Here is a 25,139-nt window from a genome sequence, read left to right on the forward strand (position 1 = left end):
GTGATGAAATGCGCTGAGGCATTCTGCCATCCATTCGCCAAAGCCAGTCTCAGGCTCTTCAAGGGAATGGCAGCTATCAACCCGAAGCTGCCGCAGAAAAGAACTGGCTTCGTGAGCGCCACGGGCCTGCTGTGGGATTTAGCCGCGAACCAGGCGCGGCACTGGATGGCAATGGCTGTGCGGTGTTCTCGAGTAAACCCGCTCCCACAAAGATTGCTGTTAGGCTCAACGCCACGTTCGTGTCAAAAGCGGGTCTTTCAGCGGTCCGCTAGCGCCCTACCCCACAGACATCCCGGGTGCACCATGAAAAAGCTCCGTTAGATGGGTGGGTCCCACTCCGCTCCAACCCTTTGTTTTTGTGACATCCACCAACTCAACCGATCTTTCGTACCATTTTCGCAACATCCGGCTGGAAGTTTATTCCTGATTCGAAGCCCCGACGCTATCCAGCCACGCACGTTTCAGATTAGATTCTCGTTTTGCCCTGCGCTCCCTAAAGGAGCGCGCCAAAGTGTGACAGGAGGAAACCCACATGACGATTGAGCGAGACCTCACGCAGATACTGAAGGCAAGAGCCGCAGGTGCATTCCTCTTCATCGGTTCAGGATTTTCCCGCAGATACATTGGGCTGGAAAACTGGGAGGGGCTACTCTCCCGCTTCTGTCTCATGGATAAACCGTATGAATACTATCGCGGAAGTGCTGACGGCCTTACTCCCGCCGCCGCAAAGCTTCTCGCAAACGAATTTCACTCATACTGGTGGTCAGCTCCTGAGTTCGCCGAAAGCGTTCAGATCAATAAAAATGAGATAAGAGATAGCAGCTCAGCTCTGCGCATTGAAATATGCAATTACTTGGCCAACCTAGATTCTGCGACAGCACTTACCGACGGGTATCGTGAAGAAGTAGAACTACTTTCAAGCCTAAATGTCGACGGAATTATCACCACAAATTGGGATCTTTTCCTAGAGGGTCTATTTCCTGATTATAAGGTATTCATCGGACAGAACGAGCTTTTGTTCTCTAACCCGCAAGAAATATGCGAAATATATAAAATTCACGGTTGCGCAACCGAGCCTCAATCGCTAGTACTCACCTCTGATGACTACACTACATTCAACGAACGAAATGCATATTTAGCCGCCAAGCTCATCACAGTCTTCGTCGAGCATCCAGTAATATTCTTAGGATACTCTCTTACTGACACTAACATTACAGGCTTACTACGAGCAATTTCATTGTGTATAGGTCAGGACCAAATTGAACAACTGCGCAAAAATCTAATTTTTGTTCAGCGCCCCAAAAATGGTGAAGATCCTGGCATATCTGATACATACCTAACAATTGACAAGGTTCAAATCCCTCTCGTCCTTATTAAGACTAATGATTTCACAGAAATTTATAAAGCGCTTGCTGCGACCAGAAGAAAAATTCCCGCCCGTGTTCTCCGATACTGCAAAGAGCAGCTGTACGAACTAGTGCGATCGCTGGAACCAGAAAAAAAACTGTGCGTAGTCGGTATTGATGAAATAGAAAACAAAGAGGACGTTGAATTCCTAGTAGGCGTCGGCCTCGCCACAACTGAAGCCCCAGAGATTGCCAAAGTAGGGTATGACGCTATTGAGGTGCGAGACTTGATTCATGACGCCCTCCACCAAAATCGCAATTACGACCCCACTCGCATTTTGCAATCGGCGATACCACGCGCTGGAAGAGGCACTCCGTATGTTCCAGTATTCAAGTATTTAAACGAAATCGGAATACATGACGAAGAGTCATACAAAAAAAGCGGATTCAATTTGGATAAATGGGCTAAATATAACCCTGAAAACTTAAGACTCAAGACCTACAAATCGGGATTTGCTAAGCGCCAAGATCAGTCGATGGAAGAAATTATAAGAAGTTGCCCGCCTGAAGTCGCTGCTGCAATTATACCATTCCTTCAAACTGAAAAAATTGACCTCGACCTCCTTCACGGCTTTCTCATAACAAATGAGGACAAGCTAGAAAACAATAATTACGCTTCATATTTCAAGAAGTTAGTTTCCTTGTATGATCGCCTTAAATGGGGCTGGTAGCGGGCCTGCTTTGAATCCTCAGGCCTTTCAAAAGTTAATGAGCCGTTCGACGCAAGTGATGCGCGAAAAGGGGGCGGATTTATTTTCCTCAGTCAGGGATTTCAGAGACTGGACGAAGAGTAGCAGTTAGTCTAATTTGCAGACTTTTTTAGCGAGCAAACCGGCTATCTGTGGATTGCGCGGAAGAAACTAAAGGGCTTTGGCCTAGCGTAGTCGTGGATGGCACGGGCTGCGCCCGTGTTCGAGGGTTAACCCGCACCTACACGGAACGCACCAGCTTGTAGAAATTGAGCAAGACAATTACTCCTACAAGAGTTGGGATGGTATTGGCTTGAGTAAAAAGTGCGTTCGCCCCATGTTCTGAAGCTGCATAGCGCGATCATTTTAATGATGAGTTCAAGAACTTGGCAAGCAAGCTAGCTCGAATAGACGGTGCATTATACTGGCTGAGTACGTTCCGCCTACTGAGGCCATAATAGTGGCAGCGGAGACTATTGAAAAGCTAGAGCAAGGTCTCCGGAAGCATTTTAAGGCTTCATGAACGTCGACAGTCGACCGAATTCTGCCATTGTGGAGGCAATGGTATTGCTCATTTATCCAGGACAAAGCGATGCTTAACCACCTCAAGTATTGAAGTTTAACAAAACGCGAAAAATCTTGATGACGGCGCAAGATCTAGTTATTTAGCGGAATGAATGCAGGCGACGTCGTGACTCAAATGAAACTGGATCATACGCCAATCTTGCTCGCATTCAATCCTAGAGCTGAAGCCTCGGGGAAATTCTATGCCAAAATTCAACCTCCGGCGCTAGGCCTACTCTTAATTTTCGAAATAGCTACCCGTTTAAAACGAGACGAAAGGCGCCGCAACCTTTTGTACATAAACAATGAGTACACGAACATTATTAGGCAACCGATAGAAACTGGTACTCTAATATCAGTAGGTGCATAGAAAAAAACACTAATCGCACCTGCCAACGAATTTAGAGCAGCACCTCGAGCAATTCGGTCCCTACTTACATATGCCTCCATCGTTCTAACAGTGTCAGGAATTGATTGAGAAAGAATTTCGGCGCCTCGCTCATACGAGTCTTGCTTCGGTTTTCCAGCAAAAAAATTGTATGCACTCACAAAAAACTTTCGAAACCAAGAATATAATTTACTAGCACCTTCAAAACTAGAATCCAAAGACTTCGCGCGCCTAATCAGAAATGATGACGTAGTGTCAACGTATATTCCCAACACATAGGAAACAGGGAAGTAAATTACGACAAATATTTCTTTATAATCATTTATCTTATTGAGGGGAAGCGGAACAAAATTATTGATTACCAACGCGACCCAAACCGAAGCAACAATTCCGGAAATCAGGTATTCTATAAGAGCTACTGCAAACTGCATAATTCCTCCTTAGAAAATTCATAGAACAGGAAACCGCAAAGAGCCTCACGAAAAACCCACATTGGAATACTCAGGAAATCCGATAATAACCAACAGCTTACTGGCACTATTCTTGCGATGACTCAACCCCATATAAACAACGATAACCAGACATCTTCAAGATAGAATCAGCCTGTAACTCCGCCTCTACTCCCCTGATATTCTACGATATTTGACAGCTCTTTCGGATAACGATCTTTAAGCTCTAAAAGTTTTCCATAGAATTTATCCTCCAGCACATTAGGAAACATATACTCTGGCATCCTAAGCCCTTCATAATCAAAGTCTTTATCTAGCTTAATCACGAAATCCAGGTCAGTCACTGCGATATTTCGCTCATGAGACCCAAATAGAGGAAGCCCGCAACTCTGCCTTAACACTCGTTGCGGCTTATATGTTCTGAAGAGATCAAACTCAGAAATCAGATACTCGGCGCTTTTCACCAAAGGATCTCTAAAACAGAATCCGTATATCACTCCCTTGTGTTCACCCTTCTTTATCTTCTCATAATAGGCAACACCAGAAGAATTACGCTTCATTTTATATGTAGCAAAGAAAATTGCAGTCTCGATATCGAATGATATATCCAACCCGGAAGTCTGAGTCGCATAGTGCTGTTCAACGCGAATCATATCGTATGCATGCGAGCTATCCAAGTAAACTTCAGCATTATTAGGTTCTAGCTCATGAAGGAAGTAAGCCAGGGTACGTTGCTCGCTAGGCACATCATAAAATGTATAGTACTCACCTTTTTGCCTGAACAGCCCTGGAAATATGGATAACTCTTCACCTCGCTCATTAGCCCGAACAGGGCTCGGAACCTTTCGCTTATAATAATACTGAGATGTTTGACCTCGGAAGGACAAAATCCCATCATGCCTGTACCTCTGTCGTCGAGCATCAAGCAGCACGCCTTTTATATCATCTATATTTTTTGCGACATACTCTACAAACCCAGGGAGCTTTTGAAATTCATGTTCCCCTTTGACATATTCAACAAATTCATGAATACCAAAGCAGCTTGAGAACATCTTATTCCCATACATCTGATCGCTTATAGTTCCAGGAACCATTCCAAGCGTATACCCAGACTCCAATACGTCAACAATCTTCTCATCACAAACACCACGAGCTTCTAAAAGCCCTCTAAACCTTTCATCTCTTTTATTCAATTTTAGCTGCTTCCTTTCCACGATTTCTCACAAAACTCACCCGGCAAAACATAACACACAAAACTTCGACACACCAGAAACCTACAACCCTTAGAGGCATTCAACAAACTGGAACTAGATTATTACCCAACTTCACCATCACTTCCCATTACCAAAAAATATCCCTAGCGTTCTGCTGACTGATTAAGCCACTCGCAAAGTGTCATGCCGGGGCATTTTCCGACTTTTAAATACAGCATAGAGAACTGAGTTTAATCACCCTAAAAAGCACAAAATCTTCAACTAGCAATTAAATACCCATGCCTTTTTATCGACTTGCGAGCAGATGTACGGTTAGCAAATATTAATACTTAGCTTCCTCACTTCGCCCGGCAAGACAATGTTCCAAAAATCAAGCTAAATGTTTTCGCTGCCAGGCACTGGGGGTGACCCGCTGCTAGCGCTCGGCGATTTCAGCTTGGATGGTCTTCACTTGCCGCAAATGGCGTTTCCGTGTCGAGTACGAACCCGTCAGCGCGCCAGCCAAGAATAACTCCAGATCCAATGACTTACTTGTGTCCGACCCCCAACGTAAACAGCGACCACGTCGATCCGACCATGCCCCAGTTTACAGCCGATTTGGCTTCGGGCCTCAAGATCAAGGTGCCTATTTACCCGGCGACATTGGCCGCCGTTGATGGGCGCACGGTGTTGGATGATTTGCTCATAACCCTCACATTCGTACGCCACTCGTAGCTCATGGAAGCCTTTGAGGTTGTGGGCATGGAGGATTTCCCGCGCAGGGCGAATGATTTCTTGCAGAAGACTCAGGTAGCTTTCGTGTGGCGCAATCAGGTTGCGGCTACCCACAGGCGACACCTGCCTTGCAAGCCCAAGTGCACCTCGAACATGGTCGTCCACCCCAATCCAACGTGGCGCTAAGGCCCCGGAGCGGCCGCCCTTGGTGCCATCCTGAATGTTAATCTTGCCGAGTTCGTTCCCCTCTCTGCTTAGCCGTGGCAGATCAGCCAAGACGGCCTCACGCAAGCGCATTCCGGTAGCTCGGGCCAACAGAACGATCGCTGCGGCCCGCCTCTGATCACGGCTGCATAGCGTATCGACGATCTGCCTAACCTGTTCGCGGTCTTGGCCCTGGGGCACCGTGTGACGAATCCCGGTGCGCTGCATCCCCAACGCCTTGCTCGGACCTGGCAATTTCACGTACTGATCACCGCGAAGCGCTGCCATAGTCCTGTTAACGCTGGAAAGCCGGCTTTGTGCAGTGCTAACAGCAAGGTCGCCGCGCCTAAACAAGCCACGCAGGTACGCTGCATAACTCGCCAAAAACTCCCGATCAATCTGCAGCGCATCATTGATGCCGGGGCCCTCTCCGGAGCGGCACCATTTCGCGAATGCCTGCCACCGATCACAGTGCGCTTTGACCGTGCCGTAGTGGCCGCCGCCGAACATATCTTTCAGCGCCTGCTGCTCTGCGTAGCTCAATTGCCTAGCATAGCCGTAATTGCGGCCATCACGTCTACCCACTAACGCCATGTCGGTTACCTCATCTTCTTTCTCCGATCCTCGCCCCACTTCATCCCGCCAAGAATGCTGAGTGTTATCAGGGATCAAGGCCCCTGCGGCCTGTGGGGAATGTCCTCTTCGCGGGACTGGCGGCTCCTTACGACCGGGAGCAAGGGCATCTCATGATCTGGCCTCCTGAGCACCGTTACCGGTGGGCGGGCGGAGGCAGTACTGGCTGACGAGACCAGTGCCGCGAGACCCTGAGCCAGGTGCATGCAGCAATGCGATGACCGGGGCATGCCTGACTGTCAGTCAGGTGCAGTCCATTCCTTGGTCTGCCGCACCATCATCTGCATCGCTGTTGCTGGTGACATCGGCGTTTGTCACGCCGATTGTCACGAGGGGATCGCCGCAAAGCCTTGTGCGATCAGGGCTGCAGCAGTGCTATGAGGTCCATCAGATTAGGAAGCCCTCCCACCTCCAGTGCAGGTATCCACAAATGGCATTTCGAGTTTTCTTCCATCAGCGCGGAGGCGCCCGATACAAACGGGTAAGCATGCCGACCATTGTTGACTTGATCATGCTCTTGGGATTTGCGTAAGTGACGAACCGCTATGTCCCCAAATTCCTTGAAGTCCACGTGATCGTTTCTCCACGCTCCAAGTGGAGCAATTACCGAAAACCGCAAGGAAAACGCCCTGTGAAAGACCTCGTCATCCGCGTCAACAACATCGTCCTCTACTGCTTGTTGAGCGGAACCTGGGGTGGTTCCGTCATTGTCTTGTTCATCGCCGGATTCCTGCCAGCGCTGGGGATGTTGTAGCTGCCACGGTAGGCTGGTGCATCGTCTCGGGTTTCTGGTTTGTCCAGTCTGCTGCCTATAAAGATCTGCGCAAGCTCAACGCCAATAGAGGTTGGAGCATCGGAGCGGTCCTGTAAGTGCAACCCTTTCGAACGGCCCAGTGAACTGGAAATAGTACGAAGTGGGAAACTACGTTGGCTGGCACGGGCTTCGCCCGTGTTCGCGGGCAAGCCCGCTCCCACAGGAATCGTGTCTGTCTTGATGAATTGAGCCTGCCCGGTGCTCCGGTAGAAGTCTCGTCAGCCTGTTGCAATTGCACGGGGTGGCCTCTCTCCTTGGATGGGGCAGGCCAGGCGGTCTCGCACTCGCGCTTAGCACGAGGTGACGCCCTCACAAGCATTCACGGCCTGTCGAGCGGCTCTGGGATGAACCCCTGCTCCCTCAACGCCTTAATGACCCCACGCACCAGGTAGTTGCTGGAAAATCCAACGGTGTATTGCCTGGAGCCCAAGCTAACTGGCAGAAGCATGCCCTTCTCAACCAGGTTCTTGATCTGATATGTCCGTTGGTTAGCCGTAAGCGTGGGAAGCGCGTGAGCAATATGACTCGACTTCACGACCTTCAGCTTTATCGCGCTGATCAGGATCTGCTCCTCGGTCCCCGTGATCCACTCCCGACTACGTGCAAAGCTCACTGCCGGCATCAAAATAGACTTGGTGAGGTAACCATAGTCGGTGAGCCTGTCCACTTTTTCCAACTCGTCACGAATACCCAGCAGCACATAGGTACACCACGCCTCCAAACCCTCAGTGGTGCCGGTACCGGCAACGCCCAGCATGCCGTAGTACTTGTCTCGATCATTGCAGAACACCGCCGTGGGGTTGAGCACTCTGCCACCCACGTTCACGTTGAGGCCGTATTTCATCAACAGCGCATAGGTCAGCAGCCGTACGACGCGGCCGTTGCCATTACCGAACGGGTGGATCCAGCCGAAGCGATGGTGTGCCAAGGCGACTTTCATCAGTGCGTATTTCGGCAAGTCGTCGCGGTTGATGAAGCTGACCAGCTCCTGCATGTACTGCGGCACCAGCACACCTTCTGGAGGCAGGTGCTCTGCCTGGGCGATCCTGACCGCCCCTTCCCGGTAGGCGCCAGGCGTTCTGTCGCCCTCACGCCGCAATCCTTGCACGGTCATGGCGTGAAGCTCTCGAATCGTATGCTCTGTAAGGTCTGCGCCTGGCTTCATCACCTCTTCGATGTAGTCCATCGCCTTCTCGATATTGGCGATTTCCAGCAACTGGTCTGTGCTCTCGGCTTTGCCGTCCGCCTTGCTGTCGATGTAATCGGCCAACGTGGTGTGGTTACCCTCGATTCGAGCAGACCCCAAGCTCTCCAGCGTGTGAAAAAGCGCCTTCAACTGGAAGAACACCTGGGTTGGCGTATCCCCTTCCAGCCTCAGCCTGCGTAGAAACTCGAGCTCGGCCAGGACGTCAACCAGCGGCGAGTCGAAGGAGGGATTCAGCAACTGAAGGTCGTGATGAACAAACTGGGGCATCTCGAAATTATCTCTAAGCGAGAAAAGCATTATCTAGAAAAAATCTTCTTTTAGCCCTGTAACCGTTACCCAAAACATAAATAACAGATAACCATTATCTAGAAAACGGAGCAACCTTAAGTGGAAAATTGCGATCCGGGAAGTCGAAAACGACGGATCTGCCGGGCAGAAAGCAGACACAAAAAAACCGCACAAGGCGGTTTTTGTTGGATGCCAGTCAGCGAAAAATCGCCCTTGGCCAATTTGAATGGTGCCGGAGACAGGAATCGAACCTGCGACCTTCGCGTTACGAGTGCGCTGCTCTACCGACTGAGCTACACCGGCGTGTAGCGCAACGTACCACTGCTCGCACCCGCAACGCAAACCCCTGTTTCCGCTAGTTTATTGCCCCACCCTCAAGCCCCCTTGCACCCCTTGGGCGCCAGGTCTTCCTCGATGTCGGTCGTGCACGCCCAGCCGCTGGCCGAACGGGTCAAAGTCAGTGCCTTGCCCAGCACATTGGCCGGCGCATCCACCAGCGTGCAAGCAATGCTGCCGCTACCATCCGCCGCCTTGCCGCTGGCGGTGATCGCACAATGCGCCGTCGCTGGCACGCCACCCAGCTCGGCCACGCCTGCCACGTCCTTGCCATCGTTCAAGCGCAGATCCATCGCCGTCTTCAGCGCGCTGATCTCCAGCAAGCCGGCCGCAGCCTTGGAACGGGCCTGGTGGTTGGTGTACATCGGTAAGGCGATGGTCGCCAGAATGCCGATGATCGCGACAACGATCATCAGTTCGATCAGGGTGATACCGCGTTGCCCTTTCATGAACGTAGTTCCTTTTTGATTCGCTTACACATTGAGGTCGGTGGCGCCCCAACCGGCAGCGGCGCAGTAGGCCTGAACAGACACCTTTTGTCACCCCTGCCCGCTTGGGCGTCATCTTCGCTGAACTACTCTAGTGAGCATCACGCACGCATGCCCTCGCATTGACGCGGCAAGCTGTTTCCAGGCTTGTCACCGGGGCAGAAAAAGGACCTTTGCATGACCTCCTCCACACACCTTTACAGTTGGCGTGGCACCGACGCCAACGGCGTACCGGTCAGCGGCCAAACGCCCGGGCGCAGCCCAGCCTATGTGCGCGCCGGGCTGATTCGCCAGGGCATCACGGTGGTCAGTTTGCGGCCGGCCAGCGGGCTGGCCTTCAGCCTGCCGAAGCGGCGCGAAAAGGCCGACCCGGCAGGGTTCAGCCGGCAGTTGGCGACGTTGCTCCGGGCCGGGGTGCCGCTGCTGCAGGCGTTCGAGGTGATGGGGCGCAGTGGTTGCGATGCGGCGCAGGCGGCGTTGCTGGATAGATTGAAACAGGATGTGGCCTCGGGCCTGGGGTTGGCGGACGCACTGCAGCGTCACCCAGCATGGTTCGATGCGCTGTATTGCAACCTGGTGCGGGTGGGGGAGCAATCCGGCACGCTCGACCGGCAGCTGGAGCAGTTGGCGGGCATGCTGGAACAGCGTCGGCTGCTACACAAGAAGGTGCGCAAGGCGATGCTCTACCCGCTGCTGCTGTTGCTGACCGGGCTGGGGGTGTCGGCGATTTTGTTGCTGGAGGTGATCCCGAAGTTCGAGAACATGTTCGCGGGCATGGGTGCGACGTTGCCGGCATTTACCCAGTGGGTGATCGACTTGTCCACAGGGCTGAGTCGGTTTGCCCCGCTACTGCTGGTGATGGGCGCGGTGCTGGGTTTGGCCCTGCGCCAGCTTTACCGGCGGCACGCGCCAGCGCGCTTGTGGATATCTCGGCGGGTGCTCGGCTTGCCGGTGTTCGGCGCATTGCTGGGGCAGGCGGCGCTAGCGCGGTTCGCGCGTAGCCTGGCAACGTCCTACGGCGCAGGGGTGCCGCTGCTGGATGCGCTGGGTACGGTGGCTAGAGTCACTGGGGGCGAGCTGCACGAGCAGGCAGTGCTGCGGTTGCGACAGGGCATGGCCAATGGGCAGGGGCTGAACCAGGCGATGGCCAGTGAAGGGCTATTTCCACCCTTGCTGGTGCAGTTGACGGCCATCGGTGAATCCAGCGGCACGCTGGACCAGATGCTGGAAAAAGCCGCCAGCCATTACGAGGAACAGGTCAGCCAGGCGCTGGACCAGTTGACCAGCCTGCTGGAGCCGGCCATCGTGCTGATCCTGGGCCTGCTGGTGGGTGGCCTGGTGGTGGCGATGTACCTGCCGATCTTCCAGTTAGGTAGCTTGATCTGAACATGACTTCATGGACTTTGCTGGCTGAGCAGCCGGTGTACTTCCTCACCCTGGCCGCGCTGCTCGGCCTGCTGGTGGGCAGCTTTCTCAACGTGCTGGTGCATCGCCTGCCGATCATGCTGACGCGGCAATGGCAGCGTGAAGCGCAAGAAGCATTGGGGCTGCCGACCACGCAGCACGCACGGTTCGACCTGTGCCTGCCGGCTTCGCGCTGCCCCCATTGCGCACATCGAATTCGCCCGTGGGAGAACATTCCGGTCATCAGCTACCTGGCCTTGCGCGGGCGTTGTTCAGCCTGCAAAACCCGCATCAGCCCGCGCTACCCGATGGTGGAAATAGCCAGCGCGCTGCTGTCGCTGGTGGTGGCCTGGCGTTTTGGCGCTTCGGTCGAGGCCTTGCTGGCGCTGCCGCTGACCTGGTGCCTGCTGGCTCTGAGCCTGATCGATGCAGAACACCAATTGCTGCCGGATGTGCTGGTGCTGCCGATGCTGTGGCTAGGGCTCATCGTCAATGCCTTTGGTCTTTATGCACCCCTGACCGACGCGCTGTGGGGCGCGGTGGCCGGCTACCTCAGCCTGTGGACGGTGTACTGGGTGTTCAAGCTGGTCACCGGCAAGGAAGGCATGGGTTATGGCGACTTCAAGCTGATGGCGCTGATCGGGGCTTGGGGTGGCTGGCAGGTGCTGCCGTTGACGCTGCTGCTGTCGTCGCTGGTCGGGGCGCTGATTGGCCTGTGCCTGCTGCGCGTGCGCCGGCAGACGATGGGCACGGCGATACCGTTTGGCCCTTATCTGGCGATTGCGGGGTGGATTGCCGTGCTCTGGGGTGATGAAATATACGCCTCTTACATGCAACTGCTTGGATACTGATGGCCACTGCAGCCTTTACCCCTTGGATTCTCGGCCTGACCGGCGGCATTGGTAGCGGCAAGAGCGCCGCTGCCGAGCGTTTCGTCGAGCTGGGCGTGCACCTGGTCGATGCCGACCAGGCGGCGCGCTGGGTGGTCGAACCTGGCCGCCCGGCCCTGGCCAGCATCGTCGAGCGCTTCGGCCCGGGTGTGCTGCAAACCGACGGCCAGCTGGATCGCGCCGCCCTGCGCCAGCTGATCTTCGCCGACCCGGCGCAGCGCAAATGGCTGGAGCAACTGCTGCACCCGTTGATCGGCCAGGAGATTTTCAGCTACCTGGCCAAGGCGCAGTCGCCTTATGCAGTGTATGTGTCACCGCTGTTGATCGAGTCGGGCCAGTTCCACAAGACCCAGCGTGTGCTGGTGATCGATGCACCGCAGGAACTGCAAATAGCCCGTACCCTGGCGCGCGACAACACCAGTGCCGAGCAGGTGCAAGCGATTCTGCAAGCCCAACTGGCCCGCGAAGAACGCCTGCGCCATGCCGATGATGTGGTGGTCAATGACGGCGACCTGGCCGCGCTGCATGAGCAGATTGACCGCCTGCACCACTTTTACCTGACTTTGAAAGGAGGCCAGCCATGAGCCAGCCATTGACCGTCGATTGCCCGACCTGTGGCGCACCTGTGGAGTGGAACGAGAAAAGCGCGTTCCGGCCGTTTTGTTCGGACCGTTGCAAACTGATCGACCTGGGCGCCTGGGCGGCCGAGGAGCACAAGATTCCGGGGGCGCAAGAGTCCGAGGACGAGCTGTATTCGGGGGATTTGGAGCCGCGGCATTGAGCTGATGGCTCGGTGGCTGTACCGGCCTCTTCGCGGGCACGCCCGCTCCCACAGGTGCTGCACCGGCCTTGAGATTGTGGAAGCGGGCATGCCCGCTCCCACAGGTGCTGCACCGGCCTTGAGATTGTGGAAGCGGGCATGCCCGCTCCCACAGGTGTTGCACCGGCCTTGAGATTGTGGGAGCGGACATGCCCGCTCCTACAGGTGTTGCACCGGCCTTGAAGATTGTGGGAGCGGGCATGCCCGCGAAGAGGCTGGTACAGCTACCGTATGATCACCGCTCATCCTCCTTCCAGGGCGCCTGCAAATACCGCGTGCGGTTGAAGGTTTCCAGCCACTCCGGGCAAAACACCACCAGCGCACTGATCACCATGCCGTTGATGAACGCCTCGGGGAACATCATCAGCCACAGGTAGCCGACAAAGTCGCTGAGCCACTCCGGCAGGGCAAAACGCCCGTCCAGCCACAGCAACCCTAGCGCCGCAGGCACGCAAACCAGCACGGTCAGCGCTGCCGGGAAAAACCCCGAACAGAAGATATAAACGAACAGGTTGCGCGGCTGGGCACGCTCGACCATGACTGCGCACACCTCGGTAATCAGCACCGGCAAGCCCACCAGCAACAAGCCATTCACCCCCAGCGCCGCCAGGTCCTGGCGCCCCAGCGCCAGCAAACCGAGCTGGGCCATGAAACCACCCAGCACCGCCAGCGGCCAGTCCAGCAACAGGGTAACCGCCGTCATGCCAATGAAGTGGTACGACACCCCGGTATCGAAATCTCGCCGCACCAACCACAGCGCAAACAGGCAGAACACCGTGCCAAACAGCAAATGCTGGCGGCGCCGGTCAGTGAACAGTTCTACCCAGCGAACCCGGCTTACCGCCCAGATCAGCAGCGGCACATAGCCCAGCCAGCCAAGGCCAAGGGTGGTACCGGACAACACCTGCGCGCTGATCACCTGACGAATACCCCTGTCGCTGCTGTGGATAAACCCAGTCTACACCCATTCAAATTCAGCATCTTACCGTCATGGTTTAGCGGCTAAGCTTGTCTGCATGGATGACTCAGACTACCTGCGCCTGCTTACCATCCAGGCCGAACAAGCCAACGCCTTTCTCTCCAACGCCCGCAAGTGGGAGCGGGAGCGTTGGGTGTGCCAGCGTCTTTTGCAGGGGCTGAACATTCCCTACCGCAGCGAGGACTTCACCCCGGCCGGCCAGGAGCCGCCAGACGTGCTGTTCCGCGACGCGGCGTTCGAGGTGTTTTTCGTGCTCGACGAGGGCCGCCGGCTGAACGATGAATGGCGCGAAGAGCTGCAGCGCCGGCGCAGTGCGTTTTCCCTGGCGCAGCTGGTGCGCCGCGAAGCGCGCCCGCGGCGCATCAGTGCCACCGAACTGCTGGGGCGCCTGGCGCCGACCTTGCGCAAGAAGGCGCACAATTACCGGGAACGCGGGCTGGAGCTGAACGAGCTGGACATCATCGCGTTCTCCAGCCTCAAGCGCGAAGTGCTCGACCTCAACACCCATTTCCCACCGCCCACCGAATACCTGCGCCAGGGCTGGCGCTCGCTGTCGCTGGTCGGGCCAACCTTTGCCCGGGTGCTGTTCGCCCACCCCGACGCGCCGGACTTCCTGCGCGGCAACCTGGGCCGCAGCATCGTCTTCGACGTGGGCATCAGTCTTTGATCCAGTGCAGCGAATGTTTGCGATGGCGTACACTCGGCGCCAGGGATAGAAAGCATTATCATTTGTTTCAAGCGCTTGCGCGAACGCTGTAGCGTTTGCGCAGTCACAAACGTCTACCTGACGAGGCCCACCATGACCAGCCGCCTGAATCCAGAAGATCAGCGTCGTGTCGATGAGTATCTGCGAGCCCCCCAGCACCAAGTCGAGCGCAGGCCCTTCCGGCCGTGGTTGCTCCTGGTGCTGGTGCTGGCGGTGACCATCGGGTTGGGTCTCATCAGCCGCCTGCTAAGTGGACTGGTGCTATGAGCTGCTTCGCGCTCGCCCTCCCCTCGTGCAGTTTGCGGCCGGCCCCCAGGGCCACGAATTCCGTAAACCTTATGAGATATCCCCATGACTCATCGCATCGTGATTGTCGGCGGCGGCGCCGGCGGCCTGGAACTGGCGACCCGCCTGGGTAAAAGCCTGGGCAAGCGCAAGCAGGCCGACATCACCCTGGTCGACGCCAACCTCACGCACATCTGGAAGCCACTGCTGCACGAAGTGGCCGCTGGCTCGCTGAACTCCTCGGAAGACGAACTGAACTACGTGGCCCAGGCCAAGTGGAACCACTTCAATTTCCAGCTGGGGCGCATGAGCGGCCTGGACCGTGAAGGCAAGCAGATTCAACTGGCCGCCACCCTCGATGAAGAGGGCCGCGAGCTGCTGCCTGCGCGCACCTTGGGCTACGACACCCTGGTCATCGCCGTGGGCTCCAACACCAACGACTTCGGCACCCTGGGCGCAGCGCAACATTGCCTGTTCCTGGATACCCGCAAGCAGGCCGAGCGCTTCCACCAGCAACTGCTCAACCACTACCTGCGCGCCCACGCCGGCGATGTGGCCAGCGAAAAAATCAGCGTTGCCATCGTCGGCGCCGGTGCCACCGGTGTAGAGCTGGCGGCCGAGCTGCACCACGCCGCCCACGAGCTGGCGGCCTATGGCCTGGACCGCATCCAGCCCAAAGACATGCACATCACCATTATCGAGGCGGGCCCGCGTGTATTGCCGGCGCTGCCAGAGCGCATCAGCGTGCCGGTGCACAAGACCCTGGAAAAACTCGGGGTGAAGGTGATGACCAACGCCGCGGTCAGCGAAGTGACCGAGGACGGCCTGAAAACCAAGGACGGCGAAGTGATCCAGGCCAGCCTGAAAGTGTGGGCGGCCGGTATCCGTGCGCCGGGTTTCCTCAAGGACATCGATGGCCTGGAAACCAACCGTATCAACCAGCTGGTCGTGCGCCCTACCCTGCAAACTACCCGCGACGACAACATTTTCGCCTTCGGTGACTGCGCCGCCTGCCCGCAGCCAGGCAGCGACCGCAACGTGCCACCACGGGCCCAGGCCGCGCACCAGCAGGCTTCGATGCTGGCGCAAAGCTTGAAGGCGCGGCTTGAGAACAAGGCGCTGCCGACCTACGAGTACAAGGACTACGGCTCACTGGTGTCGCTGTCGCGTTTCTCGGCGGTGGGCAACCTGATGGGTAACCTGATGGGCAGCGTGAAGCTGGAAGGCTGGCTGGCGCGGATGTTCTATGTGTCGCTGTACCGCATGCACCAGATGGCGCTTTATGGGTTCTTCCGCACGGCGTTGATGATGCTGGGGAGCAAGATCGGACGGGGTACCGAACCGCGACTGAAGCTGCACTGACCGGCACGCGCTCCTACAGGCACTGCACAGGCTTGTGCGTGTAGGAGCAGCCTTGTGCTGCGAAGAGGCCGGCACGACAAAAGATTCGCTCTGCCTGCAATGGCCCTTTCGCAGCACAAGGCTGCTCCTACAGGGGTCGGCTGGATTTCGAGGCAAAGAAAAAGGGCATCTCTTTCGAGATGCCCTTTGTTCATGGTGGGTCGTGTAGGATTCGAACCTACGACCAATTGGTTAAAAGCCAACTGCTCTACCAACTGAGCTAACGACCCAAAAATGGTCGGGGTGAGGGGATTCGAACTCCTGACATCCTGCTCCCAAAGCAGGCGCGCTACCGGACTGCGCTACACCCCGGGTCTTTCAAAAAAAAGGGCATCTCTTTGAGATGCCCTTCTTTACATGGTGGGTCGTGTAGGATTCGAACCTACGACCAATTGGTTAAAAGCCAACTGCTCTACCAACTGAGCTAACGACCCGGAAAATGGTCGGGGTGAGGGGATTCGAACTCCTGACATCCTGCTCCCAAAGCAGGCGCGCTACCGGACTGCGCTACACCCCGAGATTGGCTCCGCGACCTGGACTCGAACCAGGGACCCAATGATTAACAGTCATTTGCTCTACCGACTGAGCTATCGCGGAACTGAACTTCGGTACAACTTACTTCGCTGCTACTCCGAAGGCTGTGTTCGCTTCGGACTCTTTAGCTGCTTCGCTTTCGCGTTGTCGCTGCTGAGGCCGGCTATTCTACATTCTTCGTTTTGCTTGTCAACCACTTTTTTTCATTCAACTTACTGATTTGTAAGTTGTTTTGCGGTCACCGTTGTTGCTGATGATTCGCTTAGTGCCTGACAACGCGGCGTATATTAGGGGCACTCGAAATATGATGCAAGCAAAAATTTCAAAAATTTCAGCAAGTTATCCAGAATCCCCGGGAAAGCCTGGTTTTACTGGGGCTGTGCCGGCCTCTTCGCGGGCTCGCCCGCTCCCACAGGCTCGGAATCCTGTGGGAGCGGGCATGCCCGCGAAGAGGCCGGCACAGGTAAAAAAGGCAAAAAAAAGCCCCGCTGTTGCGGGGCTCATGGTGAAACACATTAGCCAAAGACGATTTCGTCGCCTTCCACCTTGGCGGTAATCGCTGTACCCGGCACGAACTTGCCAGCCAGGATCAACTGCGCCAACGGGTTTTCGATCCAACGCTGGATAGCCCGCTTCAGCGGCCGAGCGCCGTACACAGGGTCGTAACCCACCGCAATCAACTTGTCCAACGCCTCTGGGCTCAAGCTCAGCGACAGTTCGCGCTCCAGCAAGCGGCTGCGCAGGCGGCCCAGCTGGATCTCGGTAATACCGGCGATCTGCTCGCGGCCCAGTGGCTCGAACACCACCACTTCGTCGATCCGGTTGATGAACTCCGGCCGGAAGTGCGCGCCCACCGCGTCCATCACCGCCGCACGCTGCGCCTCGCGGTCGCCCACCAGCTCCTGGATCTGCGCCGAGCCCAGGTTGGAGGTCATCACGATCACGGTGTTGCGGAAGTCCACCGTGCGCCCGTGGCTGTCGGTCAGGCGGCCGTCTTCCAGCACCTGCAGCAGCACGTTGAACACATCCGGGTGGGCCTTCTCCACTTCGTCCAGCAGCACCACCGAGTAAGGCTTGCGCCGCACGGCTTCGGTCAGGTAACCGCCCTCTTCATACCCTACGTAGCCTGGTGGTGCGCCGATCAGGCGAGCCACGGAGTGTTTCTCCATGAACTCGGACATGTCGATGCGCACCATCGCCTCTTCGGTGTCGAACAGGAACTCGGCCAACGCCTTGCACAGTTCGGTCTTGCCCACGCCGGTCGGGCCGAGGAACAGGAACGAACCACTTGGCCGGTTCGGGTCGGACAACCCGGCACGCGAGCGGCGCACGGCGTTGGCCACGGCGGTTACCGCCTCACCCTGGCCGATCACGCGCTGGTGCAGCAGCGCTTCCATCTTCAGCAGCTTCTCGCGCTCGCCTTCGAGCATCTTGGCCACGGGAATGCCGGTCCACTTGGACACCACTTCGGCAATTTCTTCCTCGGTCACCTTGTTGCGCAGCAACTGGTTCTCGGTCTTGCCGTGCTGGTCGACCATCTGCAGGCTGCGCTCCAGGTCCGGGATGACCCCGTACTGCAGTTCGGCCATGCGGCTCAGGTCACCTTTGCGGCGGGCGGACTCCAGCTCCTGGCGAGCCTGCTCGATCTTTTGCTGGATCTGCGCCGAGCCCTGCACTTCGGCTTTCTCCGAGGCCCAGATTTCTTCCAGGTCGGAATACTCACGCTCCAGCCGCTCGATTTCCTCGGTCAGCTTCTCCAGGCGTTTTTTCGCCGCTTCGTCTTCTTCTTTCTTCAGCGCCTGCGACTCCACCTTCAACTGGATCAGGCGGCGATCGAGGCGGTCGAGCACTTCCGGCTTGGAGTCGATTTCCATACGGATACGGCTGGCCGCTTCGTCGATCAGGTCAATGGCCTTGTCCGGCAGTTGGCGGTCGGTGATGTAGCGGTGGCTGAGCTTGGCCGCAGCGATAATTGCACCGTCGGTGATGGCCACCTTGTGGTGCACTTCATAGCGCTCTTTCAGGCCACGCAGAATGGCGATGGTGTCTTCCTCGCTCGGCTCCTCCACCAGCACCTTCTGGAAACGGCGCTCCAGGGCGGCGTCCTTCTCGATGAACTGGCGGTACTCGTTCAGCGTGGTGGCACCAACGCAGTGCAACTCGCCACGGGCCAGCGCCGGCTTGAGCATGTTGCCAGCGTCCATGGCGCCCTCGCCTTTGCCGGCGCCGACCATGGTGTGCAGTTCGTCGATGAACAGGATGATCTGGCCTTCCTGTTTGGACAGCTCGTTCAGCAGGCCTTTCAAACGCTCCTCGAACTCGCCACGGTACTTGGCCCCGGCAATCAGCGCGCCCATGTCCAGCGCCAGCAGGCGCTTGCCTTTGAGGCCGTCGGGCACTTCACCATTGATGATGCGCTGGGCCAGGCCCTCGGCAATGGCGGTTTTACCCACGCCAGGCTCACCGATCAGCACCGGGTTGTTCTTGGTACGGCGCTGAAGCACCTGCACGGTACGGCGGATTTCGTCGTCACGGCCGATCACCGGGTCCAGCTTGCCTTCTTCGGCACGCTTGGTCAGGTCGACGGTGTACTTGTCCAGCGCCTGGCGCGATTCCTCGGCGTTGGCATCGTTCACGGCCGCGCCGCCACGCAGGTTGTTGATGGCATTTTCCAGGGCTTTCTTGGTCACGCCCTGGCTCAGCAGCAGCTTGCCGAGTTTGCTGTTCTCGTCCATGGCGGCCAGCAGCACCAGCTCGCTGGAAATGAACTGGTCACCCTTCTGCTGGGCCAGGCGGTCGGCCTGGTTGAGCAGGCGTGCCAGGTCCTGCGACATGTTCACGTCGCCGGTAGGGTTCTGGATTTTCGGCAGTTGGTCGAGTTCTTTCACCAGCCCTTGGCGCAGGCTGTTGATGTCGAAGCCAACCTGCATCAGCAGCGGCTTGATCGAACCGCCCTGCTGTTCGAGCAGCGCCTGTATCAGGTGCACGGGCTCGATGGCTGGGTGATCCATGCCAACGGCCAGGGACTGGGCATCGGATATTGCAAGTTGCAGCTTGCTGGTCAAACGGTCTATTCGCATGGTGTACCTTCCTTTAAAGGGCAGGTCGGAGCGATGGACAGCGCCTGTTTATGAAGAAACCTGCCTGAGATGACCTTATAGATAAGGCTGATTCTGGAAGATTCAAGCGTAGCGGGGTTGACCGAAGTCAACCTGTTGGATTAGCGGGGCTCCAGCCACACCAGGGATGCAAACCGCCCACCTTGCGGGGTACGGCGATAGGAGAAGAACCGCTCATCGCTGACCGTGCACCAGCCACCGCCATAAACAGCGGTCACCCCACGGGCAGCCAGGCGAATGCGTGCCAGCTCATAGATGTCGGCCATCAGCTTGCCCGGCCGTTCGCCATCGACAAAAGCCCGGGCGGCTTGTGGATGCACGGCAGTGAAGGCATCGCGCACTTCCAGCCCTACCTCGAACGCCTGCGGGCCGATGGCCGGCCCCAACCACACCAACACCTCTTCAGGCGGCAGTGCCAGGCGCTCCAGCGTGGCTTCCAGCACGCCACCAGCCAGCCCGCGCCAGCCAGCATGGGCCGCCGCCACGCGGGTGCCTGCGCGGTCGCAGAACAGCGCTGGCAGGCAATCGGCGGTCATTACGGTGCAGGCGATGCCAGGCTGGTCAGTCCAGCTGGCATCGGCCTCGATCACCACGGCCGGGTCGGCATCCGCCACCACCAGGCCATGGACCTGCTTGAGCCAGGCCGGCTGGATGGCGAACTGCTCGCTCAAGCGGCGACGGTTCTCGGCGACCGCCGCCGGGTCATCGCCCACGTGGTCGCCCAGGTTGAAGGTTTCATAAGGCGGCAGGCTGACGCCGCCCTGACGGGTGGTGACACAGGCGCGTACCGAGGCCGGGGCCGGCCAGTCGGGGAACAGCAGCGACTGCGTCAGGCCACTCATCCGACAAAGCTCTCGCGGTCCTGATTCAGCAGCGACAGCAACCAGACAAAGTCATCCGGCAGTGGCGATTCCCACTTCATGACTTCACCGGTAATCGGGTGGGCCAAGGCGAGGAAACGCGCGTGCAGCGCCTGACGCGGGAAGGTCTTGACCGCCTCGACCATGGTCGGGCTGGCCGCCGGCGGAATGCGGAAGCGCCCGCCGTAGGTCTGGTCGCCAACCAGCGGGAAACCGACATGGGCCATGTGCACGCGAATCTGGTGGGTACGGCCGGTTTCCAGCTTCACCCGCACGTGGGTGTGCGAGCGGAAGCGCTTGAGCACACGGTAGTGGCTGACCGCCGGCTTGCCGCCGTCGGTTACCGCCATGCGCTGGCGCATGCCGCCGTGGCGGCCGATGGGCGCGTCGATCTTGCCACCGGCGGTTACCACGCCAATCACGATGCACTCGTAGATGCGGCTGACCTTGCGGGCCTGCATCTGCTCCACCAGCTTGGTCTGCGCCTGCAGGGTCTTGGCCACCACCATCAGGCCAGTGGTGTCCTTGTCCAGGCGGTGCACGATACCGGCGCGCGGCACGTTGACGATGTCTGGCACGTGGTGCAGCAGCGCGTTGAGCAAGGTGCCGCTGGCATGCCCGGCGGCCGGGTGCACAACCAGCCCGGCAGGCTTGTTGATCACCATGATATGGTCGTCTTCGTAGACGATATCCAGTTCGATATCTTCTGCGACCCACTCGCCCTGGGCCTCTTGCTCGGCCTCCAGGGCCAGCAGCGAACCGCCATGGACGAGGTCTCGAGGGCGCACGACGGCGCCATCGACCGTCAGGCGGCCCTCTTTGATCCACGAAGTTAGCCGCGAACGCGAGTACTCGGCGAACAATTGGGCGGCGACCTGGTCGAGGCGTTGGCCGCCCAGTTCGGACGGTACCTCTGCGCTAAGTTGAATGATCTCGGACATGCTCGATTCGGCGGGCGCACAGCCTTTGGTTTCGGCTGCGAGCTTGTGGTTAAATACGGCTTCTTTTGTCCCGGGGTTGGCCGGGGCGCTCATCATAACAGGACGGCACCGCCCAAGACAGCGGCCGTCAAAGGGACGCAAGCCGCCATGCAAGTGAAACACCTGCTGCTGATCGCCATCCTCGGGCTTACCGCGGCCTGTTCCTCCAATAAAGAGGTCATTGACGAGAACCTCAGCGAGGCCGAGCTGTACCAGCAGGCCCAGGCTGATCTGGACAACTCCAGCTACACCAGCGCCGTGAACAAGCTCAAGGCCCTGGAATCGCGCTACCCGTTCGGCCGCTATGCCGACCAGGCGCAGCTCGAGCTGATCTACGCCAACTACAAGAACTCCGAGCCCGAGGCTGCCAAGTCGGCCGCCGAGCGCTTCATCCGCCTGCACCCGCAGCACCCGAACGTCGACTATGCCTACTACCTCAAGGGCCTGACCTCGTTCGACCAGGACCGTGGCCTGCTGGCGCGCTTCCTGCCACTGGACATGACCAAGCGTGACCCGGGTGCCGCCCGCGACTCGTACAACGAGTTCGCCCAGCTGACCAGCCGCTTCCCCAACAGCCGCTACGCGCCAGACGCCAAGCAGCGCATGATCTACCTGCGCAACCTGCTGGCTTCGTACGAAATCCACGTGGCCGACTACTACCTGAGCCGCCAGGCTTATGTGGCTGCCGCCAACCGTGGCCGCTACGTGGTCGAGAACTTCCAGGAAACCCCATCGGTCGGTGACGGCCTGGCGGTGATGGTCGAGTCGTACCAGAAGATGCACCTGGACGAACTGGCCGCCAGCAGCCTGGAAACCCTCAAGCTCAACTACCCGAACCACCCAAGCCTGGTCGATGGCGAGTTCCAGCCCAAGCAGACCGAGTCTGACGGCCGTGGCTGGCTGTCCAAGGCCACCCTGGGCCTGATCGAAACCGAAACCCCGCTGCCGCCGGGCGAAACCCGCGCCAACCAGGACGTGGTCAAGCAGTTCCAGGACGCGCGTGACGAGATGCCGCAAGAGCTGCTGCCCAAAGACGAGAACGGCGACCCGATCGTGCCGGAAGGCCCGAAAGAAGCCGAGAAAGACCGCTCCTGGTTCAGCTACATGACCTTTGGTCTGTTCGACTGACCCTCAGCGGTGAATGAAAGGGAGGCCTTGGGCCTCCCTTTTTTATTGGCCTCGTCCTAGACTGTCTGCTTCTTCAACCGACAAGCTGGACACCATGGTTCGCCTACTATTCTGGATCGCCCTGATCGCCGCCGCGTTCTGGCTGTGGCGCAAGTTCAAAGTCAGCCAGCAGTCGCACCCCGAGGCGAAGCTGGATGCACCGCTGAAGATGGTGCGCTGTGCCCATTGCGGCGTGCACCTGCCCAACGACCGGGCGCTGCAGCAAGGCAACGAGTGGTATTGCAGCCAGGCACACCTGCAGCAAGGCCCCGGCCGCCAGCACTGAAGCTTCAAGGCATGCTCTGTACCTGTAGGAGCAGCCTTGTGCTGCGAAGAGGCCGGTATGGCAATAGTTGCTCTATGGCATTAAGGGCCCCTTCGCAGCACAAGGCTGCTCCTACAGGCACATTCGCCTGATGCACATATCCCTCCCCGACCCTTTCACACCATTTACGACCCTTCCCCGCTGCCAGCATTGACCCACCCCGACAAAATTCGCTAAATCCTATTTATCCGCATAAATATGAAAAATAGCGAAATGCTCAAACCCAAACGCAAGCGCCAGAAGCTGTCCGATGTGATCGTCGAGTCGGTCAAGCGCTCGATCGTCACCGAAGCGCTGCACCCCGGCGACCGCCTGCCTACCGAACGCGAGCTGATGGAGCACTTCGAATGCTCCAAGGGCACTGCCCGCGAGGCCCTCAAGGCGCTGGAGGTCGAAGGCCTGGTCAGCACCCGCACCGGCCCGACCGGCGGCGCCTACCTGAACGAAGTGGGCACCGAGCCGGCCAGCCGTGCACTACGCAACTACCTGCACTTTCAGCACCTGGACGGCGAACAGGTGTACCAGCTGCGCAAAGTCATCGAGGTCGAACTGGCGGTATCGGTGATGGGCAAGCTGAGCGAAGCCGACTACGCCGCGCTGCAGGCCAACATCGATTTCTGCAGCGCGCCGGAAGACAGCGAAGAAGGCCAGCGCGAGCAGCGCCTGGCCGAGCTCGAGTTCCACACCTTGCTGGCCGACCGTTGCCCCAACCCGTTACTGCGTTTCATGGCGGTGTTCCTCAACGACCTGCTGCGCGACCTGGTGGTGCTGAAAAAGGCCTACCTGCCCAAGCGCCAGCAGTTCGCCGCCGCCAACATCGACTACCACAAGCAACTGCTGACTGCCCTGCGCGCCAGCGACGAACCCGCCGTACGCCGGCTGATGCACGAACACATGTGTGACGCCGAGCACCACATGACCGCGCTGGAAGGCGAGGTTGCCCGTAACTTCCTGCTGGAGTTCGACCACCACCACTGATGCGCCTGGAAAGAGGCCTGCTCACAGGCCCGGCCGTACCCGCTTTGTCATTGCCACTCCTGCCTAATAACCACAACCAAGGAGTTACTCATGCAAAGACGTACCCTGCTCAAGGCAGGCCTTGCCTTGGGTGCCATCGGTAGCCTCCCTTTGGGGGCGCACCGGGCATTCGCCGACCAACCCCTGACCTTCTATGGGCTCAAGTCCATGTCGGGTGCCTTCGCCAGCTACGGCAAGTACGCCGACATGGGCTCGCGCCTGGCCATCGCCGAGTACCCACAGTTGCTCGGCCACCCGCTCAAGTACAAAGTCATCGACACCGAAGGCAACGCCGGCAAGGCGGTGCGCAAGGTACAGGAAGCCATCGGCCAGGATGGCGCACGCTTCTTCCAGGGCTGTACCCTGTCATCCTCGGCGCTGGCTGTATCGAAGGAAATTCACAAGGCCGGCGGCGTGTTCATGACGCCTGTAGGCGCCGACGAAATCACCGGCAAAGACTGCAATGCTTCGACCTTCCGCTGGTCGGTGCCCACCTACGGTGCCATCCGCGAAACCCTGGTGCCGATGATCCGCCAGCTGCCCCAGGCCAAGCGCTGGTACACCATCACCCCGCAATACGTGTTCGGCGACGCCCTGCTGGACAACGCCCGCAAGGTGTTCGCCGAGCTTGGCGTGGAACACATCGGCAACAGCTACCACTCGCTGCAGGAGCAGGAGTTTTCCGGCTACCTGACCAACGCCATCGCCGCCAAGCCCGACGTGCTGGTGCTGCTCAACTTCGGCAGCCAGGCCTCCAACGCCCTGCGCCAGGCGGTCAATTTCGGCATCAAGGACCGCATGAAAGTACTGATGGTGTGGTCTGCCGGCCTCGACCAGTTCCAGGAGCTGGGCAGCGACGTGCTCGAGGGCGTGTACCTGGGCGCGCAGTACTGGCACCAGGTCGATACCCCGCTGAACAAGCAGCTGGTCGCCGCCACCCGCAAGGCCTATGGCATCAACCCCAACTACCCGCTGGCCGCCGACTACATCGGCACCAAGGTCATGCTCGACGCCATCGTCAAGGCCGGCAGCCTGGACGGTGCCGCCGTGTCTGCGGCATTGCAGGGCATGCGCTTCCAGGGCCCGACCGGCGAAGAGCTGATCCGCCCGGGTGACCACCAGGTGCTCAAGGATTACTACCTGCTGCGTGGCAAGCCCCAGGGGCAGATGCGCGACGAGGACGACCTGGCCGAAGTCATCAGTTCGGGCCGCTCGTTCGTCGAGGTCGATCACACCGGTTGCGCCCTGGCCTGAAGCC

General features: G+C 58.1%; 22 protein-coding genes and 6 tRNA genes. 13 read left to right on the forward strand and 15 right to left on the reverse strand.

All coding sequences use genetic code 11. From position 1 onward, the window contains the following. Positions 1-532: 532 nt before the first annotated feature. Positions 533-2,077: an SIR2 family protein gene (locus tag ACNFBR_RS20555; RefSeq protein WP_338799290.1), complete on the forward strand. Its 1,545-nt coding sequence runs from the start codon at positions 533-535 to the stop codon at positions 2,075-2,077. A 1,568-nt stretch (positions 2,078-3,645) separates the two neighbouring features. Here the strand turns inward: ACNFBR_RS20555 and ACNFBR_RS20560 are convergent. The 3 genes from ACNFBR_RS20560 to ACNFBR_RS20570 form a co-directional block, all read right to left on the reverse strand. After that, on the reverse strand, positions 3,646-4,689 hold the full coding sequence (locus tag ACNFBR_RS20560) for an FRG domain-containing protein (protein WP_416736541.1): 1,044 nt from the start codon (positions 4,687-4,689) through the stop codon (positions 3,646-3,648). Between the two features lie 510 nt (positions 4,690-5,199). After that, a complete protein-coding gene (locus ACNFBR_RS20565; RefSeq protein ID WP_416736542.1) occupies positions 5,200-6,222 on the reverse strand; it encodes an integrase domain-containing protein in 1,023 nt (340 codons plus the stop codon). A gap of 397 nt (positions 6,223-6,619) precedes the next feature. Next, on the reverse strand, positions 6,620-6,832 hold the full coding sequence (locus tag ACNFBR_RS20570) for a hypothetical protein (protein WP_416736543.1): 213 nt from the start codon (positions 6,830-6,832) through the stop codon (positions 6,620-6,622). Positions 6,833-6,892: 60 nt separating this feature from the next. Between ACNFBR_RS20570 and ACNFBR_RS20575 the strand changes: the two genes are divergently transcribed. After that, a complete protein-coding gene (locus tag ACNFBR_RS20575; protein WP_416736544.1) occupies positions 6,893-7,015 on the forward strand; it encodes a hypothetical protein in 123 nt (40 codons plus the stop codon). A gap of 379 nt (positions 7,016-7,394) precedes the next feature. Here ACNFBR_RS20575 and ACNFBR_RS20580 read toward each other — a convergent pair whose 3' ends face one another. The 3 genes from ACNFBR_RS20580 to ACNFBR_RS20590 form a co-directional block, all read right to left on the reverse strand. Beyond that, complete coding sequence (locus tag ACNFBR_RS20580; protein WP_416736575.1) at positions 7,395-8,549, reverse strand: Fic family protein; 1,155 nt, start codon at positions 8,547-8,549, stop codon at positions 7,395-7,397. 248 nt (positions 8,550-8,797) lie between these two features. Continuing rightward, positions 8,798-8,873 (reverse strand) — tRNA-Thr (locus ACNFBR_RS20585). Between the two features lie 71 nt (positions 8,874-8,944). Next, positions 8,945-9,355 (reverse strand): pilin, encoded by a 411-nt coding sequence (locus ACNFBR_RS20590; protein WP_416736545.1) that lies wholly within the window; start codon positions 9,353-9,355, stop codon positions 8,945-8,947. 216 nt (positions 9,356-9,571) lie between these two features. Here ACNFBR_RS20590 and ACNFBR_RS20595 point away from each other — a divergent pair, with 216 nt between their 5' ends. The 4 genes from ACNFBR_RS20595 to yacG are packed head-to-tail and all read left to right on the forward strand — an operon-like array spanning position 9,572 to position 12,469. Beyond that, entirely contained in the window at positions 9,572-10,780 is a 1,209-nt protein-coding gene (locus tag ACNFBR_RS20595) for a type II secretion system F family protein (RefSeq protein WP_416736546.1), read from the forward strand. A gap of 2 nt (positions 10,781-10,782) precedes the next feature. Further along, positions 10,783-11,649, forward strand: coding sequence for a prepilin peptidase (locus ACNFBR_RS20600; protein WP_416736547.1), 867 nt, complete (start codon positions 10,783-10,785; stop codon positions 11,647-11,649). Further along, positions 11,649-12,272: a dephospho-CoA kinase gene (gene coaE / locus ACNFBR_RS20605; RefSeq protein ID WP_416736548.1), complete on the forward strand. Its 624-nt coding sequence runs from the start codon at positions 11,649-11,651 to the stop codon at positions 12,270-12,272. Before ACNFBR_RS20600 ends, coaE begins: the two co-directional genes overlap by 1 nt. After that, on the forward strand, positions 12,269-12,469 hold the full coding sequence (yacG, locus tag ACNFBR_RS20610; RefSeq protein ID WP_416736549.1) for a DNA gyrase inhibitor YacG: 201 nt from the start codon (positions 12,269-12,271) through the stop codon (positions 12,467-12,469). The genes coaE and yacG overlap by 4 nt, the downstream gene beginning before the upstream one ends. Before the next feature lie 274 nt (positions 12,470-12,743). On the opposite strand, the gene ACNFBR_RS20615 is transcribed toward yacG, so the two are convergent. Beyond that, positions 12,744-13,427 (reverse strand): energy-coupling factor ABC transporter permease, encoded by a 684-nt coding sequence (locus tag ACNFBR_RS20615; protein ID WP_416736550.1) that lies wholly within the window; start codon positions 13,425-13,427, stop codon positions 12,744-12,746. Positions 13,428-13,524: 97 nt separating this feature from the next. Between ACNFBR_RS20615 and ACNFBR_RS20620 the strand changes: the two genes are divergently transcribed. From ACNFBR_RS20620 to ACNFBR_RS20630, 3 genes are all read left to right on the forward strand, one after another. Next, complete coding sequence (locus tag ACNFBR_RS20620; RefSeq protein ID WP_003247546.1) at positions 13,525-14,154, forward strand: DUF1780 domain-containing protein; 630 nt, start codon at positions 13,525-13,527, stop codon at positions 14,152-14,154. Positions 14,155-14,286: 132 nt separating this feature from the next. Next, positions 14,287-14,460, forward strand: coding sequence for a DUF3094 domain-containing protein (locus ACNFBR_RS20625; RefSeq protein WP_008091951.1), 174 nt, complete (start codon positions 14,287-14,289; stop codon positions 14,458-14,460). 84 nt (positions 14,461-14,544) lie between these two features. Next, on the forward strand, positions 14,545-15,840 hold the full coding sequence (locus tag ACNFBR_RS20630) for an NAD(P)/FAD-dependent oxidoreductase (RefSeq protein WP_179027053.1): 1,296 nt from the start codon (positions 14,545-14,547) through the stop codon (positions 15,838-15,840). Positions 15,841-16,033: 193 nt separating this feature from the next. Here ACNFBR_RS20630 and ACNFBR_RS20635 read toward each other — a convergent pair. The 8 genes from ACNFBR_RS20635 to rluD all read right to left on the reverse strand — a co-directional run bounded on the left by ACNFBR_RS20635 (position 16,034) and on the right by rluD (position 21,333). Continuing rightward, positions 16,034-16,109, reverse strand: a tRNA-Lys gene (locus ACNFBR_RS20635). 5 nt (positions 16,110-16,114) lie between these two features. Continuing rightward, positions 16,115-16,191, reverse strand: a tRNA-Pro gene (locus tag ACNFBR_RS20640). Between the two features lie 46 nt (positions 16,192-16,237). Next, positions 16,238-16,313, reverse strand: a tRNA-Lys gene (locus ACNFBR_RS20645). A 6-nt stretch (positions 16,314-16,319) separates the two neighbouring features. Further along, positions 16,320-16,396 (reverse strand) — tRNA-Pro (locus tag ACNFBR_RS20650). Between the two features lie 4 nt (positions 16,397-16,400). Beyond that, a tRNA-Asn gene (locus ACNFBR_RS20655) sits at positions 16,401-16,476 on the reverse strand. Positions 16,477-16,928: 452 nt separating this feature from the next. After that, positions 16,929-19,493 carry an ATP-dependent chaperone ClpB gene (gene clpB, locus ACNFBR_RS20660; protein WP_416736551.1) on the reverse strand — a complete coding sequence of 855 codons (2,565 nt, stop codon included), beginning with the start codon at positions 19,491-19,493 and terminating at the stop codon, positions 16,929-16,931. Positions 19,494-19,633: 140 nt separating this feature from the next. Then, positions 19,634-20,374, reverse strand: a complete 741-nt coding sequence (pgeF, locus tag ACNFBR_RS20665; RefSeq protein ID WP_416736552.1) for a peptidoglycan editing factor PgeF — start codon at positions 20,372-20,374, stop codon at positions 19,634-19,636. Further along, on the reverse strand, positions 20,371-21,333 hold the full coding sequence (gene rluD / locus ACNFBR_RS20670; RefSeq protein ID WP_416736553.1) for a 23S rRNA pseudouridine(1911/1915/1917) synthase RluD: 963 nt from the start codon (positions 21,331-21,333) through the stop codon (positions 20,371-20,373). The genes pgeF and rluD overlap by 4 nt, the downstream gene beginning before the upstream one ends. A 147-nt stretch (positions 21,334-21,480) precedes the next feature. Here rluD and ACNFBR_RS20675 point away from each other — a divergent pair, with 147 nt between their 5' ends. The 4 genes from ACNFBR_RS20675 (at position 21,481) to ACNFBR_RS20690 (ending at position 25,135) form a co-directional block, all read left to right on the forward strand. Beyond that, positions 21,481-22,500, forward strand: coding sequence for an outer membrane protein assembly factor BamD (locus ACNFBR_RS20675; RefSeq protein WP_416736554.1), 1,020 nt, complete (start codon positions 21,481-21,483; stop codon positions 22,498-22,500). Positions 22,501-22,594: 94 nt separating this feature from the next. Then, positions 22,595-22,825 (forward strand): PP0621 family protein, encoded by a 231-nt coding sequence (locus tag ACNFBR_RS20680; RefSeq protein WP_110747689.1) that lies wholly within the window; start codon positions 22,595-22,597, stop codon positions 22,823-22,825. Positions 22,826-23,077: 252 nt separating this feature from the next. After that, positions 23,078-23,842 (forward strand): FadR/GntR family transcriptional regulator, encoded by a 765-nt coding sequence (locus ACNFBR_RS20685; protein ID WP_003247561.1) that lies wholly within the window; start codon positions 23,078-23,080, stop codon positions 23,840-23,842. A 90-nt stretch (positions 23,843-23,932) separates the two neighbouring features. Beyond that, positions 23,933-25,135 carry an ABC transporter substrate-binding protein gene (locus ACNFBR_RS20690; protein WP_416736555.1) on the forward strand — a complete coding sequence of 401 codons (1,203 nt, stop codon included), beginning with the start codon at positions 23,933-23,935 and terminating at the stop codon, positions 25,133-25,135. Positions 25,136-25,139 lie beyond the last annotated feature (4 nt).

The sequence above is a fragment of the Pseudomonas sp. NY11955 genome, assembly GCF_048068035.1.
Classification (GTDB): Bacteria; Pseudomonadota; Gammaproteobacteria; order Pseudomonadales; family Pseudomonadaceae; genus Aquipseudomonas.